Raw genomic sequence first — 16801 nt, 5'->3', positions numbered from 1 at the left:
CCTTGCAATATTTTCACAGGGTAGAAATCAATTTTCCCCAATAGTTATGCGGGTTGGACGAGATTTTAAGGGAGGACTAGTTATTAGAGGCCCTTCGGCTAGTTCGACAAGCGGTTGGTGCCCTTCGATAAACTCAGGGACCGCTTGCCGAAGCACTATTGACAAATCTAAACTTCCCTCGCACCTTAGGAGATGCAAAAGGCGAATCTCCTATCGGACATCATAAAAAAGTCCCGCCATTTTTGAATTCATATAGTCTGCATCCCGGTGCATTCCAAAGGACGCCCCCAAACCATTCCAGCGGAATGCGATTCCTACTCCCACTTTAGGACCGGGAAAAAGAACTTCCCCCTGCAATTCCAAAGCCCCCAAGCGCATTTCCTGCAATAAAACGACTCCAAAGCCGTCCCAGCTGCGATACCTTAATGAAAGACCACTTCGAAAATACCGACTTTCTTTCCAAAAAAAATCCGTTCCAAAAACATTCCATTCGGTTTCGCGCAGAAACAATCCCCATGTTCCCCATTCTACATGAGCCGACAATTTTACGAACGCACCCACTCTGCCAGAAAGCTCCCACCAGGATTCCTGTCCAGGGACAATCTGAACGTCCGCATTGCCGCCAAAGCCCAAAGAGAATCTCCCCACCGCAAACGCACCTTCCAAATCGAAATCTTCGCTGCGATATATCGAATCCAAAAAAGAAGAAGCAAATACGGCTTTGAACCGATAAGCCTCCGTTCCCCATTCCGCGGCAAAGCCAAAAACCTCATAGTCCAAATTTTCCATCGGTTCCGTCCACAAAAGTCCCAGCCGAAAACCGTTTTGCATCCTCGCCGGATTTCTCGCAGAATCCCATCTGCCGGGTGCCCAAGGTTCTGGAATGCGAACTTCCGCAAAAACGGCGGAAATGAAAAGAGCCAAAATCCATACTTTGCGCATCATCAAGGCCTCAGAATAATGCCGATGCGTTTTTCAAAACGCCCCGATGAAATACGCAAAAAATTCGCTCCCGGAAAACCTTTTTGCAATAAGGGAACTTCTCGCCATCCATTTCCCGATTCATCAGCCGGCCATTCCTTTTTCCAAAGAAGGTCGCCCTTTCCCGAAATCAACTCGACCGTTACGGGGACTTCACTCTGGACACTGACCATCAGCGGATTGTCGCGATTCTTTTTGGAAAAAATGCGAGCATTCCAATTCACCTGAAACGGCAGAGAAGTATCTGCGGAAAAACTCCCCGGGGTCTGAAATCCGGGACTATCTTCCTTTCGACCCGATGCCACCGAAAAACCAGCCGGGCATTGCGCTTTAATGCGAACGGACTTTCCCCAAAAAACCGAATCGATTTTGGAATCGCCATAGCACAAAAACAGACTGTCCGCAGCATTTTTCAAATAGCCAAAATTCACAAAGAGAATTTCCACTTCTTCATTACCGACATAGTTCCGCATCGCCGCCGTGTCTTTCGTCAGCACAACGCTTTCGTGCTTGCGAATAGAGGAGCCCGCCGGAAACGTCGTTTTCTCTTTGCACAAATTCCATTGAGAAAGCGAAATTTCCCGAACCCCGCCGTTATAAATTTCAAACCATTCAGGAATTCCCTCATCCGGACAGGGATGCACTTCCGTCAATCGAACCGGCAGCGAACCGGCATCCGCAAAAAGGGAATCCAAACCGTCATTTCCGGGAACATCATCCTCTGGCCACTGCACTTGCAAATGGAATGCTTCTGCATGAAGGGGCACTTCAAAAAACTGCGGACGATCCCGCCAAAGCGAGCCATTCCACGATTCATCCGCCAAAGAAAAAAGCGAAGAAAAATGGGCAGAAATAAAAGCGGAATCGCATCCCGAAAGTTTCCATTTGCCACTCCACCCCTTTGAGGAATAAGTCAAATTTTCTATTTCCAAGCGGCAATCTTGAATGCCTTTTTCAAAAGCGTTGGGAATTCCCGGAGTTGGGCTCGCATATTCCCAGGCGTCAAAAGCTTCGCCATTCCGCACAAAAGATTTTCCCGCCTTGGGCACAGGCAGCTTCGCTGAATCCGCACAAGTCCCCGCCCAAAGCGACCAAACCGATTCCCGAGAATTGGGCAACGCCGCACCAGTCAGCTTATCGCAAAGCAGGCCTTTTGTCTGCGGGCAAAGTGACGTATCCCGAATAAGGAGAATCCGTTTCACCGAATCGGAAAGAACTCCATTCCAGATTTTTTGTTGTTCATTCAAAATGGAAAGCGAATCCTGCGAAAGCGAATAGGGCAAACGGATTTCGATAAATTCCCCACGGGAATCCTCTACCGTCTGCGGATCGGGAAGTATTTCAGCAAAATAAGGACACGCTTCCAAAGCGGCAAAAGCCGCCAAAGCAAGCAAATTCATGAATAAAATTTACGGGGTTACTGAACCGCGTATTCTCCAGGAAGAATATAGCGAAGCGGGTTTTCTGCCTTGGCATTGTACCAAACCTCGTAATGCAAATGAGGTCCGGCGGAAAGGCCTGTGTTACCCATATACCCTAACAATTGATAACGCTTGACAAACTGGCCCTGCTTTACCGAGCTGGACTGCATGTGCGCATATTTCGTCACAAAACCGTTGCCATGGTCCACAACGACATAATTGCCAAAAGATTCGCTAAATCGGGAAATCGTCACTACGCCGTCTGCGGTGGCAAAAATCGGCGTCCACTTGCTGTTCGAAATATCAACACCGTTGTGCATGCGTCCAACGCCCGTAATCGGGTGAATCCGGCTGCCAAAAGCGGAAGCATAGCGTCCCGTCGTTGGGGAAATCGAAGGCACGTGCTTCCAATGGGCATACTGCTGCCCCACGAAACTCGCCACTTCGCGACAACTGCGTTCATTTTCAAAAGCCTTTGCGCGGAATTGCTCCGTTCTTTCCTTTAAATAAATCGAATAGTCCAAAATCGGATTTGCTGAACGCTTTAAACGAACATCTACAGGTTCAGGTCCTCCGATAGCCATTTCTCGAGCAGATCGATCCGTCGGATTCAAGCCGAACTTGTAATGCAGAAGATCTTCATTTTCAAAACGGGCTTCCATTTCCGCATTGAGAAAATCCAAGCGGCTCCGTTCCCCATCCAGCTTTTCAAGCAGAGATTCCCGAGAATCGATAAAATGGCCTTTCAGAAAATCATAAGAGAAGAGGATGCCGAATTGCAAGACAAGCAGGGCAATGCCCAAACAAACGATTCCCTTTCCAATGCGGGACACTCGGCCCAAAAATTCGGGCAAGCGCACAAAACGCGTCTTGGACGAACCTTCTAGATGAAAGGAAACCTTACAAAAATTCATACGGAGTGCAATTTAGTAAAAAATTTCACCTTATAAAAGCAACCAGCCCAACAGAAATCCAATCAACGCCCCGCCGACAAACGACCCCACTGCGCCGGCCATCTCCATCGAACGGTCGCGCTTTGCATTTTGCTTGTCCAGCTGCGAATTGACGACGATTTTGAGAGCCTGCTGGCATTTCGCGTAATTGGCAGAAAGGATGGAATCCGAAGGGCATTTTTCTGCGGGAGAGAGCGACACCGCCAAGAGCGAATCGGGAGGAGTGCTCAAAGCAGCACTATCCGCAACATGGGAATCCGACAGAAATGAAGAATTTTCCGCAGAATCGGCGACCACAAAATTGGAATTGGTTTCGGCAAAAAGAGATATCGCCAAGTAAAAAAAGACAAAGAGAAACTTTCGCATACCCGTAAAATAGAAATTCATACGGCAATCGTTTCAAAACGCTCTTGCCAATCATTCAAAATTTTCGCCAGTAGAGCGATTCTAAAAAGCGAGCGGAAACGATTCCCCTTTCTTCCTCCAAAATTTTAGAGGGTCAAAACTTATCCTGCAAAATGCGCCCCAATAAATTCATTGAGCAAACTTTCCCCTTTGCTGCTTTTGTTAAATTTTTCGTATGTCTGTCGATCGTTCAAAAGCCGCTCAGCGCGCCACCTGGATTGGATTTTTCGTCAATATCTTTCTGACCATCGGAAAACTTATCGCCGGATTTTTAGGGAACTCCGCCGCCATGATTGCTGACGGCATCCACTCGCTTTCCGATTTTGTAACCGATCTTATCGTCATCATCTTTATTCGCATTTCCAGCCACGAGAGAGATGAAAACCACCCTTATGGCCATGGAAAATTTGAAACGCTGGCATCTGTTCTCATCAGCGTCGCCCTCGCAGCCGTTGCAGTCGGCATTTTCGTAAACGGCATTCAAAAAATTTACGCGGCATTCCAAGAGGAAATTCCCGAAGTGCCCGCTCCAATCGCACTAATTGCTGCAGTCGTTTCCATCGCCGCCAAAGAAATACTTTATCACTATACAGTTCATGTCGGAAAATCCATCGAATGTTCTGCAGTGATAGCAAACGCATGGCATCACCGTTCCGATGCGCTTTCCAGTATTGGCACTCTGATAGGAGTCGGCGGAGCATTTCTCCTGGGCGGAAAATTTGCCGTTCTCGATCCGATTGCCGCCGTCGTTGTCAGCTTCTTTATTGCCCGAGTCGCCTTCCAAATCGGATTTCCAAGCATCCAGGAACTTTTAGAAGCGTCGCTTCCCCCTTCCGTTGAAAAAGAAATCGCCGACATCATTCGTCATACAGACAAAGTCCGTTTCTTTCACAATCTGCAAACCCGTAAGATCGGAAACTCTTGCGCCATCGACGTCCACATCAAACTCGACCGCGACATTTCTCTAGTCGAAGCTCACGATGTTGCTACAGAAATCGAACAGAACCTGCGGAAAAAATTCGGACAAAATACGCAAATCAACATTCACATGGAACCGGTTTCGGAGAAAGGAAATGCTTAAAATTTTTACTGTAGCCCTCATGTTCGCCCTACTCGCCGCCTGCGACGACATTCGCCAGGAAAACTATCCAAGCGGGAAAATTCGCATTCAAACACAATATGTAAACGACAAAAAGAATGGGCAACAAATCGAATTTTATGAATCTGGAGCCAAAAAATCCGAAAAAACTTTTGTTGATGGCAAAGAACAAGGAATAGCGACGGAATACTATGAATCCGGAACAGTCAAAGCAAACGTTCCCTATGAAAAAGGAGCCGTTCAAGGAACAGCGACCCGTTATCACGAAAACGGGAAAATCCAGTCCGTTACTTTATACGAAAAGGGAATGGTAATTGCGTTCCCCGAAACCTACGATTCCAGCGGAGAACCCGAAATTCAAGGAGTTTACAACGATCCACGAGACGGACAACGTTATGAATGGGTGCGAATCGGCGAAGCCGTATGGCTTGCAGAAAATGCCAAATACGCTCCGGTTCAAGGCTCTCTTTGCATCCAATGCAACGTTTGGGGACGGCTTTATAATTTAGAAAGCGCTAAAAACGCTTGCCCGACAAGTTTCCGCATTCCCCGAATTGCCGACTGGAAAAAACTGGCAGAAACCGTTGGGAAGAATCCGGCAAGAAAACTGAAAGCGTCCTTTGGCTGGAACGACGACGGAGACGGCTCGGACGAATTTAGTTTTGCCGTTCGCGCCAGCGGCGTTCTCTTCAATCCGGTGGATGTTCCCAAAAACAAGCGAAATTTTCAAGAAGCAGGAGACAAAGCATTTTTCTGGACGGAAGAAGGCTCCGTAGCCGTATTTCAAAAGAACTCGTCAGAAATCCGCTTTGAAAAATTCAACCCGAAATTTGGAGCCAGTTTACGCTGCGTGAAATAGTGCCTGAATTTTTTCTTTCAAAAGATTTTCTATCTTGGGCGCCGTGGCTCCAGAACTTCGATCTTCAAAACTGAACAGCATTGGGACAGCAAGCATTCCCCGCTTGATTCTTGCGTTTTCCGTTCCCGCAATCGTCAGCATGATTGTGGAATCCCTATACAATGTCGTCGATCGCTACTTTGTTGCCGCCGGAGTCGGATACTTGGGAATCGCAGGAATCACTCTTTGTTTTCCTATCAATTTATTCATCATGGCGCTTTCCATGATTATCGGCGTCGGCGGGAACACCCTTTTTGCCATTCGTCTTGGACAAAAAAAATACACGCAAGCCGCCCTGATTTTAAACAATTCATTCTTTCTTTTAATCATCATGGCTTTAATTTCGCTCATTCTCGGCGAAATTTTTATGGAGCCGCTTTTAAAAGCTTTTGGAGCTAGCGCAGAAACTCTTCCATACGCTGCAACTTATATGCGCATCATCCTGTTCGGAGCCGTTTTTCAAACGGTTACGCCGGGTATGAACCACTTTATCCGCTCCTTGGGACACCCCAAAACCGCCATGTTCCGCAATATGCTGGGAGCAGGTCTCAATACATTTTTCGACTGGCTTTTCATTTTTCAATTTCACTGGGGAATTGAAGGAGCGGCGTGGGCGACCGTACTTTCGCAAGCTATCACGACGATTTTCGTCATGGCCTTCTTCTTTAAAAAATCCACACCGATAAAAATTTCCCCGCGCCTTATGAAACTTCGCTTCCCTTATGTGCGGCGCATTTACATTATGGGACTTCCTCCCAGCATCATGCAAATCAGCAATAGCCTGATGAACGTCATTCTGAATAAAAGCCTTGTCCATTACGGAAATAATTCTTCTTATGGAGGCGACCTTGCCGTTTCCGCATTCGGCATTGCAAACAGTATCGCCATGCTGATGGTCATGCCCGTGATTGGTTTTGTTCAAGGCGGGCAGCCCCTTATCGGGTACAATTTTGGAGCAAAGCTCTTCCATCGAGTAAAGAAAACGCTAAAAGTCATGCTCTCCATCGGAATAGCCTGGATGATTTTATGCTGGATTCTCGTGCAATTCCAAGCGGAATGGCTTGTGGGATTCTTTTCCGCCAATAATGCGCAGCTTAACGAATTGTCCAGCATTGCACTGCGGACTTTCCTCTTTGCCATGCCGATGATCGCTTGCGGAATGATATGCGGCAACTATTTTCAGGGAACCGGACAACCGGGCAAAGCGATGATTTTGAATATGTGCCGACAGCTGATCATCCTCATTCCGTTTTTGCTGATTATACCGCTTTTCCTCGGACTTCGCGGCGTTTTTGTCGCGGCTCCCATTTCCGATACAATTTCCGCGATTCTTGCCGCCATCTTGCTTAAAATCGATTTGAAAAAGTTGAACGATAAAAAATAAAATTTTCGCTTTATCTATGAAATATGCCTATATTGAAATTACCGAGCGATGCAATTTCCAATGTCCATTTTGTCCTAGCACCCAAATCACAGATCCTCGCGTGGAAATGTCCGAAGAGTTGTTTACAAATGTATTACAAAATTTGCAGGGAAATGTGCAGGAAATTTTCTTTCATGTTTTAGGTGAACCCTTGTTGCATCCCAAATTTGCCCGTTTTCTGCAAATCGCACAAGACTTTCGATTTCCTGTGAATCTGACGACCAATGGTTCCCTTATTGTTCAAAACGAGCAAACGCTTTTGCAAAATTCCCCCATTCGTCAAATCAATTTTTCCACGCACGCCTACGCCTATCTTTCCGAAAATTATCGAGAAAAAATTTTACAACAAACCATTTTGTTCGCAGATAAATTAACACACATTCATCCTGAAATTTACGTCAATTTTCGCCTTTGGAATGATCAGGCCGACGCCGAATCCAACGAGTGGAATCACATGGTTTTGCAAAAGCTGCAATCCTATTTTGGGACAAATCTGAACCTTTCCGATTTTTCCGTACGACATAAAAGTACGCCCATCACAGGCCGCATCTATCTTCACCGGGATTCCCGCTTTGAATGGCCAGACGGAAAAGCCGAAGACAGCGAAAAAGGAACCTGCCACGGCATTCTGGATCAATGTGCGATTCTTTCTGACGGTCGAGTTGTCCCCTGCTGCCTGGATTATAAAGGTCATATCGTTCTCGGAAAAATTCCAGAAAATTCTTTTAATGACATTTTCCAGTCCCCAAAGGCCTCGCAGATGAAAAACGGATTTATTCAGCACAAATTAATAGAGCCGTTTTGTCGTCGATGCGCTTTCGCTAAAAGGTTTTCCAAATGACCGGCAACACAAAAGAAGTCAAGAGCAACCAGACGGAAATCCATCGCGATTTAAAAGAACTCGTTTTGCGTTATCTGCAAAACGAATATCGCCGACCGATCGCCGAACATACAATAGACGCTTTTCACAAAGCAGCTCTCTTTATTTCGGCATTTAAAACTCCCGTCGTACTCGATTCCGGCTGCGGCACAGGACTTTCAACCATCGCTTTGGCAAAGCAATTTCCAGAAAATCCCGTACTCGGCATTGACAAATCCGAAATCCGATTGGCAAAAGCACACAACCGCTCCGAAAATGGCATTTCCATTCCAGACAATGTTTTTTACGTTCGCGCGGAACTCCTGGATTTTTGGCGGCTCGTCCTGAACGCCAAATGGAACGTCCAATTTCACGCCTTGTTTTATCCCAATCCGTGGCCGAAACAATCCGAACTCCGTTACCGTTTTCACGCCCATCCGATATTCCCAACGCTGATTCAAATTTCCCCGCATACGGAACTGCGCACGAATTGGAAAATTTACGCCGACGAATTTCGCTTTGCTTTAGAAACTACCTGCAAACAAAAGAAATGGCAAGCGCACATCCACGAAGAAAATTTTCTTCCAAATGCACCCATTTCCGCCTTTGAAAAAAAATTCATAGAAAGCGGCCACACCCTTTGGCGTGTGACGTTTGATAGAATTATCGGGCACTAAACGCTTTTCTGTTTTTTATCCGTCGGCAGAAAAAACGTCGCAATCCATGTACAAAGCGCACCGCCTACCAGCATTGCCGAAGCGCTCACGGCAATATCTCCCAATCCGACAATCGGGCTCGTTACCGCCCCCATCAAAAATCCCGCGGCTCCCAAAGACGCCGAAGCGGTCCCCGCATTTTTCCGTTCCGCATTCATCGCTAAAGCGGTTGCCGGTGGCTGCATAAACCCGAACATAAAAGTCATTCCCATAAAGCACACTTGCAAAAACGGAAGCGGAACCTGCATCAAAAGACAGATTGCTACAGCTATCGAAAACAGAAACATTCCGAGACCCGCAATTTTGATAGCGAACCGACCATCTTTCATTTTCCCCGATACGGCGCAGCCCACCGCCGTACAAATAGAAACAAGGGCGAAGCACAAGCTAAATCCCATCGGCGAAAGTCCATACAATTTTTGGAAAATAAAAGGGGACGATGCGATATAGCTAAACAGCACAATCATCGAAGCCGAACAAATCGCAAAATAGCGTACAAATTCACCATTTTTGAAAACCATCGCATAAAGCCCGAAATTGGCAAAAACCGATTTTTGGCTCCGACGTCGCACGGAAAGGGATTCCTGAAATTTTCCCGACATCAGCAGCAATACAACTCCGTAAAGCAAAAGTACCGCAAAAGTTCCCTTCCAACTCATATAATGCAGCAAAAGACCACCGAGCACAGGAGCCGCAATCGGAGCAACCCCGTTTACCGCGCTCACCATCGCCAAAAATTTTGTAAGAACTGCTCCCCGATAAGAATCCGCAGCAACAGAACGCGCGATAACGATTCCCCCAGAAGCAGCAAGTCCTTGCAGCAAACGGCAAAGGTTAAACAAGGCGATATTCGGAGAAATTATACAGGCCAGCGTTCCCACAACAAATAAGGCCAGACAAAATAAAAGCAAGCGTTTCCGTCCATATTTGTCGCTTAAAGGCCCTACAAACAGCTGCCCAACGCTCAATCCCAGCATACTCATCGTCAAACTCAACTGAGACGCCGAAGGAGTCGCTTTAAAATAATCCGCCAAATTCGGGAGAGCCGGAAGATAAAGATCTGTAACAAAAGGCCCAAAGGCCGAAAGCATCCCTAAAAGGAGCATGAGGAAAGTGTACTTAGCCTTTCCACTCATCATTTTTCCTATAAAAGCAACAGGCGTTTTTCACCTCACAAAGGCAACGCATTGCTTTCGACGGACAATTTAATTAACCGTGCGAATACCGTCAAGAATTTTCAGATTAAAATAGACGCCATTTTTTCAACGCAAAATTTTTGATAAAATCATGTGCATAAAAAATCCCCGCCACCAAAACGGCAGCAGGGATTTTAAAGGATTTCCGTTAGGAATGCGTCGCGCTGCGACACTCGCCTAATTATGCCTTGTTCAGACGATCCTGAATCATGTCGATGATGTCGGACAGTTCCTTCGGAAGGTGCTTACCAAACTTCGGATAGTGATTTTCCTTCACGTCGGCAAGTTCCTTCTTCCAGCCTTCCACATCCACCTTGGTGATTTCCGGCAAGGTTTCCTTGTAGTAGTCGGCGAGACCATCGGTATTGATGGCTCCTTCCTTCGGCATATAACCGATAGGAGTTTCAACGGCATTGTCCACGCCATTGCAACGGTCGAAAATCCAGGCGAGAACGCGAGAGTTGTCACCGTAACCCGGCCACATGAAGCCGCCCGGAAGCTTTTCGTTGTTGGCATCCTTGCGGAACCAGTTCACGTAGAAAATCTTCGGGAGTTTGTCTTCAGAGGACTTCTTGCCCACTTCAATCCAGTGCTTGAAGTAGTCGCCCATGTTGTATCCGCAGAACGGGAGAATAGCGAACGGGTCGCGACGGATCTTACCCACCTGAGAAGCGTCGATGGTGGAAGCAGCGGTGATTTCGGACCCCACGATGGAGCCCAGGAACACGCCGTGGTTCCAGCTGAGCGACTGGTGAACCAGAGGAATGGTGGACGGACGACGACCGCCGAAGAGGATGGCAGAAATAGGAACGCCAGCAGGATCTTCCCATTCCTTGGCAATGCAGGGGCACTGATAAGCCGGAGCGGTAAAGCGGGCATTGGGGTGAGCCATTTCTTCGCCCTTGGGAGCCTTGTCCTTCGGGAGAGCGTCACGAGTATTGCCCTTCCAGTCAACCAGCTTGCCCTTAGCCGGGTAGCCGATGCCTTCCCACCACACGTCGCCGTCTTCAGTGAGGGCGCAGTTGGTGTAAATGGTGTTCTTTTCTGCAGAAATAAGAGCGTTCTTGTTGGATTCCGCAGAGGTGCCCGGAGCAACGCCGAAGAAGCCGGCTTCCGGGTTAATGGCATAAAGACGTCCGTCCTTGCCAAACTTCATCCAAGCGATGTCGTCACCGATGGTTTCGACCTTCCAACCCGGGATAGTCGGGATGAGCATGGCGAGGTTGGTCTTACCGCAAGCAGAGGGGAATGCACCCGTCACATACTTGACTTCGCCCTTCGGATTGGTGAGCTTAAGGATGAGCATGTGTTCAGCCAGCCAGCCTTCGTCGCGAGCGAGAACGGTGGCAATACGGAGAGCAAAGCACTTCTTGCCGAGGAGGGCGTTTCCGCCGTAGCCCGAACCATAGGACCAAATGAGGCGTTCTTCCGGGAACTGGGAAATATACTTGTGTTCCACGTCGGCGCAGGGCCAAATACCGCCATCGGTTTCGCCGTTGTTGAGGGGCTTACCCACAGAGTGGAGGCAGGGAACGAATTCCGCATTCTGGTCGGCATTGAAAATGTCCAGCACCTTCTTGCCGGCGCGGGTCATGATGTCCATATTGAGCACCACGTATTCGGAATCGGTCAATTCGATACCGTTCTTGGAAATCGGAGAGCCAAGGGGACCCATGCAGAAAGGAATCACATACATGGTACGACCGTGCATACAACCCTTGTAAAGGTCGGACATGGTCTTCTTGAGTTCAACCGGGTCAATCCAGTGGTTGGTCGGACCGGCATCGTCTTCCTTCACGGAAGAGATGAACGTGCGGGATTCCACACGGGCCACGTCGGACGGGAGAGAACGGAACAGGAAGCAGTTTTCCTTCTTGGCGAGCTTGGTAGCAAGACCGGCATCGACGCACTTCTGCATCAGGCGGTCGTATTCTTCCTTGGAACCATCGACAACAACAACGTCGTCCGGTTCGCACATTTTAATGCATTCTTCAACCCACGCTTTGATCTTGGCGTGCTTGATGTCATTGAGAGTGAGACTCATAGAGTAACTCCTATTTGTTTACGTTAAGTTTCGAAAAAGTTCGAACGGCTAGAAAATAGCAAAAATTTGAAGTGCAAAAGCCTATCTTTTTGGATTCAAAAACGTTTTTGCCCCTCAAAAAAAGATAAAAAGCCCAAAATTTCTTCAAAAGTTCAAATGCGAAGCCCGAGTTCAGCAAAACCGGCCCACAAACTTTCATCAAAACCGGCAGCGACATTCACAACGCCAGTGCGCAACTCAAGATGCCTCGCCACCAAGACTCCAAGCCCGAGACGCGACGTCGCGACCCAGGGCAAATCCAACTTCGTGCGGACATCGTTGTATTCCGGATGCGAAAATTCGTAAAAACTCAGCGAATAGCCGAGAGAATAACGCCCTAAGTAAACCGCAGCAGAGACTCCGAACCCGAGCTGAAGCGAAATGTCATCGACCTCATCCAAGGATACGTCTTCCGAAAAGTGGCAATTTGAACCGCCATCGCAATAACACGAATACCGCTTGATTCCGTATCGGCTTTCGATTCCTGCAAAACGCATAAAAACAAAAGTTCCCGCTTCAAAATGTTCATAGTTCACTCCCAGTTCAAAGGAGTGAAACAGCCCTGCATCATAGCCGACCGCCGCATTTAAGAAAAACGTGCGGAACTTTTTTGTCAAATCGAACATCCCATAAAAAAGATCGCGCTCTACGCGGTAAGAGACATCCACATTTTTCGCTTCTTCCAGAATTTGCATCCTTTGCGAAGCCGAGCATTTTCCAACATCTCCACAAACCGTCGGAGCCGCCTTGTTTTCGACTTTCCTGTGCCCCATGCTTCCGGTCTCGCCTTTTGAAAAGCCTCCACGAAGACGAAACATCAACGAATCGCGCTTTAAAAATGACCCGGCCCCGCGAACATCCGGAGCCGACGCCACGGAAAGTTCGTTCGTTGAAAGGAATTGCACGGAACCTTCGGCAAGCGCACAAGCGGAAAAAGCCTGAATCCCGGTCAAAAGAAAAACAATGCAAAAAAATTTCTTCATTCGTTTACCCCAAATGCGAGAAGAAATTTAGCATAAATTTCGAATTTTCTTTACAAAAGCCAATTTTAAAGCGGAACACTATTCTTTTTCTGTAAAAATTTGCGAACTTTTGAATAAATTTTCATAGATTAAGCACAGAAGATTCAATCCATTCTTTTTTGAAGGTTTTTATGAACTGGTCCTATCGGGAAAACAATAAAAACACCCTTTGCATGATTATGGCCGGGGGTCAAGGCAGCCGTCTGCAACCTCTCACGCGTGACCGCGCTAAGCCTGCGGTGCATTTTGGCGGAACTTATCGCATCATCGACTTCGTCCTCAACAATTTCATCAACTCGGGAATTTTCAAAATCAAAGTCCTGACGCAATTTAAAAGCGATTCCCTAAACAAACATATCTCCGCAGCGTGGAATTTGAATGCTAGCCTAGACCAATACGTGGATCTGGTTCCTGCACAGATGCGCACCGGCAGTGAATGGTACCGGGGAACCGCAGACGCCATTTTTCAGAACATCAACCTGATTACGGACGAACGCCCCGACATCGTCGCCATTTTCGGCGGCGACCATATTTACAAGATGGACGTCAATCAGATGATCGACTTTCACCTTTCCCGCGCGGCACTCTTGACCATTGCAGCCATTCCCGTTCCCGTCGAAGAGGCCAGCGAATTTGGCATTATCGAAGTGGATCAGGACAACCGCATGATAGGCTTTGAAGAAAAACCGAAGCAGCCCAAGCAAATGCCCGGTCGTCCCGGCTGGTGCCTCGCCAGCATGGGCAATTACGTTTTCACCAGCAAATTCCTTGTACGGGAACTACTCAAACATTCCAGCAACGGCGCAACGGACTTTGGCAAGGACATCATCCCCGCCCTGTATCCGAATTATCCCGTCTATGTTTACGATTTCAACACCAACATCGTACGAGGCGAACGGGCGGAAACCAAAGGCTACTGGCGGGACGTGGGAACTTTGGATGCGTTCTTTGAAGCGAACATGGATATTTGCGCAGAGAATCCGCCTTTCGACCTGTACAACAATTACTGGCCAATCCGCACATTTAATTGGAACCAACCACCAGCCCGTTTCTTCAGCGCGGGCGATTCCGAACATCCGGGAGCGGCTATCGATTCCGTCGTTTCCGCAGGCTGCGTCATCGGTGGCGGACGCGTTATCAAAAGCGTGCTTTCCCCAGCGGTTTCCATCCAAAAAGACGCCCTTGTCGAAGAGTCCATTCTCTTTCCCGATGTGACAATCGGTCCCGGAGCCAAAGTCCGCAGAGCGATTATCGAAAAAGGATTGCATATTCCTGCCGGTTTTGAAATCGGCTACAACCTGGAACGGGATAGAAAAATGTTCCATGTAACCCCTTCGGGCATTGTCGTGCTGGCCAAAGACACCGTCATCAAGGCGTAAATGTTTTCATTCTCCTTGGAAAAGCCCGCATTTCGGTGCGGGCTTTTTTGCAAATGGAATTTCCAAAGTCTTCTTCATACAAAAAACCAAGCCATCCGAAGACGGCCTGGTTTTTCAGGAACCAACCAAGGAGAAAACTATTCTACTCGGATAATCTTTACCCAATTTCCCTGCTTCACAAGATATGTTCCCATATTTTGGAAGCGAGAGCGCAAAGCATTATCCAAAGAAGAGCCCTCCATACCCCAAACTTTCCCCAAGAGTCGTCCCTGCATATCGAAAACGAAGAATGTTCCCGAAACCGGTTTCCATTTCAACGGAGCAGCCATTCCGGTTTGGCCATCCGCAGTGAATGTCAAATTATCCAAATTGGTATTGTCCGTATCAAAAGTGACACGCAAAATGTGTTCGCCTTTTTTCAAATACATCTTCGTCGAAGCCGTTTGGTAGGTATTCCAATCCTCCGTTGCCGAAAAGTCAATCTTTCCCGTCGCCTCCCCGATGGACAAAGAAATCGATCCGTCCCCAGAACCGTTTGAAACCAGGGCTTCTACCGTATATTCCGCATCGGCTTCCACATCCACTGTGTATTCCAACCATTCCCCTTGAGCCGTATAGCCAATCGCATACCCGCTTCCCGTTCCCACCACATCGGCAAAATAATCTTCGCCGCGGTACTCCGTCATCACGCCTTCTTCAAGAGTTTCGCTGTTATCGCTATATGAAACGCCGTTATTGCCTTCGTCAAAATTTTCCGCTTCTATAGTTCCCGGAATTTTGGCTTTGACTCCGTTAAATGGACGCCGTTCAATTTCCGCAGTCGAATCCTCCGGAATCACAACCGAACCCGTCCCATTATCCGTCATGTTGAAATAGGTGTAGTCCACCGTTCCCGAAGCATTGCCCCCCGCTTCGTTCATGAGCATTACCTCGGTCACCTTGCCAAATTTCAATGTCGCCGAGCCGCCGCCCTTTGAACCCTTCAGCTGTGCCGTCTGCCCGGTAAAAAGCTCGTCCCATTTTTTAAAATGCGCAGAAATGTCGATATGCCCGCATTGCCGCGGTGTTTTCCGAATGCTGAAAATCTGCACGAAAGTGGAAGTGCCCGATTTGGAAGGTTCCTGCTGGCGCAAATAGGCGTGGATCGTGTAAGTAGCTCCATCCACCGTGATTTCCCCAAACTTTTCTCCAACATAATTTTCACTCGGTTTGCTATACCAATCGTCCACAATATAATACTCCACCTGCGGATTGACTGTCCACCCATAAACGCCTATATAGCCATAAGATGCAGAACCGCTTTTCGTGTAACGATAATCTACCGTATATTGCTTTGTCGTATGATCCACACCCGGGCCATTATCTCCATAACGAAAACCGACGCGCGCCAAATAATCGCTGCTTCCGCTCCAATTTGCCTTAAAAGTCCCGTTGTCGTAATAGGTCATGGAGTTGTTGCCGCCCTGATACCACTGTTCAAATCCCCAGGCCGTTCCGCTGATGGAACCCGTTTGATTTCCCGAAACCATATGGGCACTCCCGACATGCCCCATTTCATCTTTGCAAGCGTCTATCGCAAATGCGCCCGAAAAGCAAAAGCCCCAAGCGAACAAAAAAACGCGCTGCGCTATCTTACCAAATGGGTTGAGCATACATCTCCTTTATCGCCGAACTCAATGCGATTGACTTCAAACTTACCTATTCCTGTCCATATACCAAGCTTTGTTTCCTTTTTTTTATTGTAAAGTTTTACAACAAATCGAGTTCTCCAAGCAAAAATTTCGCAAAATGTTGTTTTTGACAAAAGCTGACAAAAAGCGATGTTATATTATAAAAGGAAAAGGAACAAGGCCTAAAAATGAATTTTTCATGAGCTTTCCCGAGATTCTCGGGGGAGGGGAAGCAGGGCGCACGGGAATATCCCGTGCGCTTTTCCATTTTTCATCAAATAACGCAACAGTGCCCGACTTTATTTTCCAAGATAAAATTTTTTCCATTTAGCGATTCATTTTGCGAAATCTAAAAATCGCTTTGGTAATGCTTCGACAAGCTCAGCAAGCGTGGTTCGACGAGTCCACCAACCTACGGTCCCTGAGCCTTGGTTAGTGAGCCTGCCGAACTAGTCGAAGGGCACCAACCCACGCTCCCTGAGTTTATTGATAAACGCCAGACGGCTGCTGAACCATTCGAAGCAGACTAACAACTGACAACTAGCTCTCTACAAAATCAAATAAAGCACAAAGACGTAGTTCGCAAGAAAATAGACATCTCCCCTACGGCGATTTGAAAGGCCTCTGTTTTTTCACAACCAGCCCGCCCCGAATTTTATCGTGGACAAACGATTATTATTAAATTTTTGGAAATTA

15 protein-coding genes and 1 pseudogene are annotated in these 16801 nt (G+C 47.5%); 7 read left to right on the top strand and 9 right to left on the bottom strand.

The window, feature by feature from the left end; translation table 11 throughout:
- Nucleotides 1–210: 210 nt before the first annotated feature.
- The 4 genes from B5D40_RS09810 to B5D40_RS09795 are packed head-to-tail and all read right to left on the bottom strand — an operon-like array spanning nt 211 to nt 3721.
- Nucleotides 211–945 (bottom strand): hypothetical protein, encoded by a 735-nt coding sequence (locus B5D40_RS09810; protein WP_078776774.1) that lies wholly within the window; start codon nt 943–945, stop codon nt 211–213.
- Nucleotides 945–2381, bottom strand: coding sequence for a lamin tail domain-containing protein (locus tag B5D40_RS09805; RefSeq protein ID WP_078776773.1), 1437 nt, complete (start codon nt 2379–2381; stop codon nt 945–947). Before B5D40_RS09805 ends, B5D40_RS09810 begins: the two co-directional genes overlap by 1 nt.
- Before the next feature lie 17 nt (nt 2382–2398).
- Nucleotides 2399–3316: a M23 family metallopeptidase gene (locus tag B5D40_RS09800; protein WP_073303089.1), complete on the bottom strand. Its 918-nt coding sequence runs from the start codon at nt 3314–3316 to the stop codon at nt 2399–2401.
- A 30-nt stretch (nt 3317–3346) separates the two neighbouring features.
- Nucleotides 3347–3721: a hypothetical protein gene (locus B5D40_RS09795; protein WP_143394537.1), complete on the bottom strand. Its 375-nt coding sequence runs from the start codon at nt 3719–3721 to the stop codon at nt 3347–3349.
- Nucleotides 3722–3935: 214 nt separating this feature from the next.
- Between B5D40_RS09795 and B5D40_RS09790 the strand changes: the two genes are divergently transcribed.
- From B5D40_RS09790 to trmB, 5 genes are read left to right on the top strand one after another with little or no spacing between them, the layout of a single operon-like run.
- A complete protein-coding gene (locus B5D40_RS09790; RefSeq protein ID WP_078776772.1) occupies nt 3936–4841 on the top strand; it encodes a cation diffusion facilitator family transporter in 906 nt (301 codons plus the stop codon).
- On the top strand, nt 4834–5718 hold the full coding sequence (locus B5D40_RS09785; RefSeq protein WP_158222199.1) for an FISUMP domain-containing protein: 885 nt from the start codon (nt 4834–4836) through the stop codon (nt 5716–5718). The genes B5D40_RS09790 and B5D40_RS09785 overlap by 8 nt, the downstream gene beginning before the upstream one ends.
- Nucleotides 5719–5761: 43 nt before the next feature.
- The gene (locus tag B5D40_RS09780; RefSeq protein WP_073303141.1) at nt 5762–7141 is read left to right on the top strand and encodes an MATE family efflux transporter; all 1380 of its coding nucleotides are present in this window, start codon (nt 5762–5764) and stop codon (nt 7139–7141) included.
- A 16-nt stretch (nt 7142–7157) separates the two neighbouring features.
- On the top strand, nt 7158–8021 hold the full coding sequence (locus tag B5D40_RS09775; protein ID WP_078776770.1) for a radical SAM/SPASM domain-containing protein: 864 nt from the start codon (nt 7158–7160) through the stop codon (nt 8019–8021).
- Nucleotides 8018–8716 carry a tRNA (guanine(46)-N(7))-methyltransferase TrmB gene (gene trmB, locus B5D40_RS09770; protein WP_073303098.1) on the top strand — a complete coding sequence of 233 codons (699 nt, stop codon included), beginning with the start codon at nt 8018–8020 and terminating at the stop codon, nt 8714–8716. Before B5D40_RS09775 ends, trmB begins: the two co-directional genes overlap by 4 nt.
- Here the strand turns inward: trmB and B5D40_RS09765 are convergent.
- The 3 genes from B5D40_RS09765 to B5D40_RS09755 form a co-directional block, all read right to left on the bottom strand.
- Nucleotides 8713–9894, bottom strand: a complete 1182-nt coding sequence (locus B5D40_RS09765) for a multidrug effflux MFS transporter (RefSeq protein ID WP_073303100.1) — start codon at nt 9892–9894, stop codon at nt 8713–8715. The genes trmB and B5D40_RS09765 overlap by 4 nt on opposite strands.
- A 238-nt stretch (nt 9895–10132) precedes the next feature.
- On the bottom strand, nt 10133–11995 hold the full coding sequence (locus B5D40_RS09760; RefSeq protein ID WP_078776769.1) for a phosphoenolpyruvate carboxykinase (GTP): 1863 nt from the start codon (nt 11993–11995) through the stop codon (nt 10133–10135).
- A gap of 152 nt (nt 11996–12147) precedes the next feature.
- The gene (locus B5D40_RS09755) at nt 12148–13017 is read right to left on the bottom strand and encodes a hypothetical protein (RefSeq protein ID WP_078776768.1); all 870 of its coding nucleotides are present in this window, start codon (nt 13015–13017) and stop codon (nt 12148–12150) included.
- A 170-nt stretch (nt 13018–13187) separates the two neighbouring features.
- Between B5D40_RS09755 and glgC the strand changes: the two genes are divergently transcribed.
- The gene (gene glgC, locus B5D40_RS09750) at nt 13188–14435 is read left to right on the top strand and encodes a glucose-1-phosphate adenylyltransferase (RefSeq protein ID WP_073303105.1); all 1248 of its coding nucleotides are present in this window, start codon (nt 13188–13190) and stop codon (nt 14433–14435) included.
- Between the two features lie 137 nt (nt 14436–14572).
- Here glgC and B5D40_RS16650 read toward each other — a convergent pair whose 3' ends face one another.
- Both B5D40_RS16650 and B5D40_RS16645 read right to left on the bottom strand, forming a co-directional pair.
- Nucleotides 14573–15121, bottom strand: coding sequence for a carbohydrate-binding protein (locus tag B5D40_RS16650; protein ID WP_439768968.1), 549 nt, complete (start codon nt 15119–15121; stop codon nt 14573–14575).
- Nucleotides 15122–15442: 321 nt separating this feature from the next.
- A pseudogene (locus tag B5D40_RS16645) lies at nt 15443–15913 on the bottom strand (glycoside hydrolase family 11 protein); the annotation flags it as partial.
- 310 nt (nt 15914–16223) lie between these two features.
- Between B5D40_RS16645 and B5D40_RS09740 the strand changes: the two are divergent.
- Nucleotides 16224–16436: a hypothetical protein gene (locus B5D40_RS09740; RefSeq protein ID WP_143394536.1), complete on the top strand. Its 213-nt coding sequence runs from the start codon at nt 16224–16226 to the stop codon at nt 16434–16436.
- The last annotated feature ends 365 nt before the right edge of the window (nt 16437–16801 follow it).

It is taken from the genome of Fibrobacter intestinalis (assembly GCF_900167415.1).
GTDB classification, from domain to species: domain Bacteria; phylum Fibrobacterota; class Fibrobacteria; order Fibrobacterales; family Fibrobacteraceae; genus Hallerella; species Hallerella intestinalis.
Note: the sequence above shows the minus strand (reverse complement) of the source record. Positions and strands in the feature narration are given on the sequence as shown.

Coding starts and splice junctions, on each gene's coding strand:
- B5D40_RS09800 (WP_073303089.1), bottom strand. CDS start 3,316: ATGAATTTTTGTAAGGTTTCCTTTCATCTAGAAGGTTCGTCCAAGACG.
- glgC (WP_073303105.1), top strand. CDS start 13,188: ATGAACTGGTCCTATCGGGAAAACAATAAAAACACCCTTTGCATGATT.
- B5D40_RS09810 (WP_078776774.1), bottom strand. CDS start 945: ATGATGCGCAAAGTATGGATTTTGGCTCTTTTCATTTCCGCCGTTTTT.
- B5D40_RS09760 (WP_078776769.1), bottom strand. CDS start 11,995: ATGAGTCTCACTCTCAATGACATCAAGCACGCCAAGATCAAAGCGTGG.
- B5D40_RS09775 (WP_078776770.1), top strand. CDS start 7,158: ATGAAATATGCCTATATTGAAATTACCGAGCGATGCAATTTCCAATGT.
- B5D40_RS09790 (WP_078776772.1), top strand. CDS start 3,936: ATGTCTGTCGATCGTTCAAAAGCCGCTCAGCGCGCCACCTGGATTGGA.
- B5D40_RS09765 (WP_073303100.1), bottom strand. CDS start 9,894: ATGATGAGTGGAAAGGCTAAGTACACTTTCCTCATGCTCCTTTTAGGG.
- B5D40_RS09795 (WP_143394537.1), bottom strand. CDS start 3,721: ATGCGAAAGTTTCTCTTTGTCTTTTTTTACTTGGCGATATCTCTTTTT.
- B5D40_RS09740 (WP_143394536.1), top strand. CDS start 16,224: ATGTTGTTTTTGACAAAAGCTGACAAAAAGCGATGTTATATTATAAAA.
- B5D40_RS09805 (WP_078776773.1), bottom strand. CDS start 2,381: ATGAATTTGCTTGCTTTGGCGGCTTTTGCCGCTTTGGAAGCGTGTCCT.
- trmB (WP_073303098.1), top strand. CDS start 8,018: ATGACCGGCAACACAAAAGAAGTCAAGAGCAACCAGACGGAAATCCAT.
- B5D40_RS09785 (WP_158222199.1), top strand. CDS start 4,834: ATGCTTAAAATTTTTACTGTAGCCCTCATGTTCGCCCTACTCGCCGCC.
- B5D40_RS16650 (WP_439768968.1), bottom strand. CDS start 15,121: ATGACGGAGTACCGCGGCGAAGATTATTTTGCCGATGTGGTGGGAACG.
- B5D40_RS09755 (WP_078776768.1), bottom strand. CDS start 13,017: ATGAAGAAATTTTTTTGCATTGTTTTTCTTTTGACCGGGATTCAGGCT.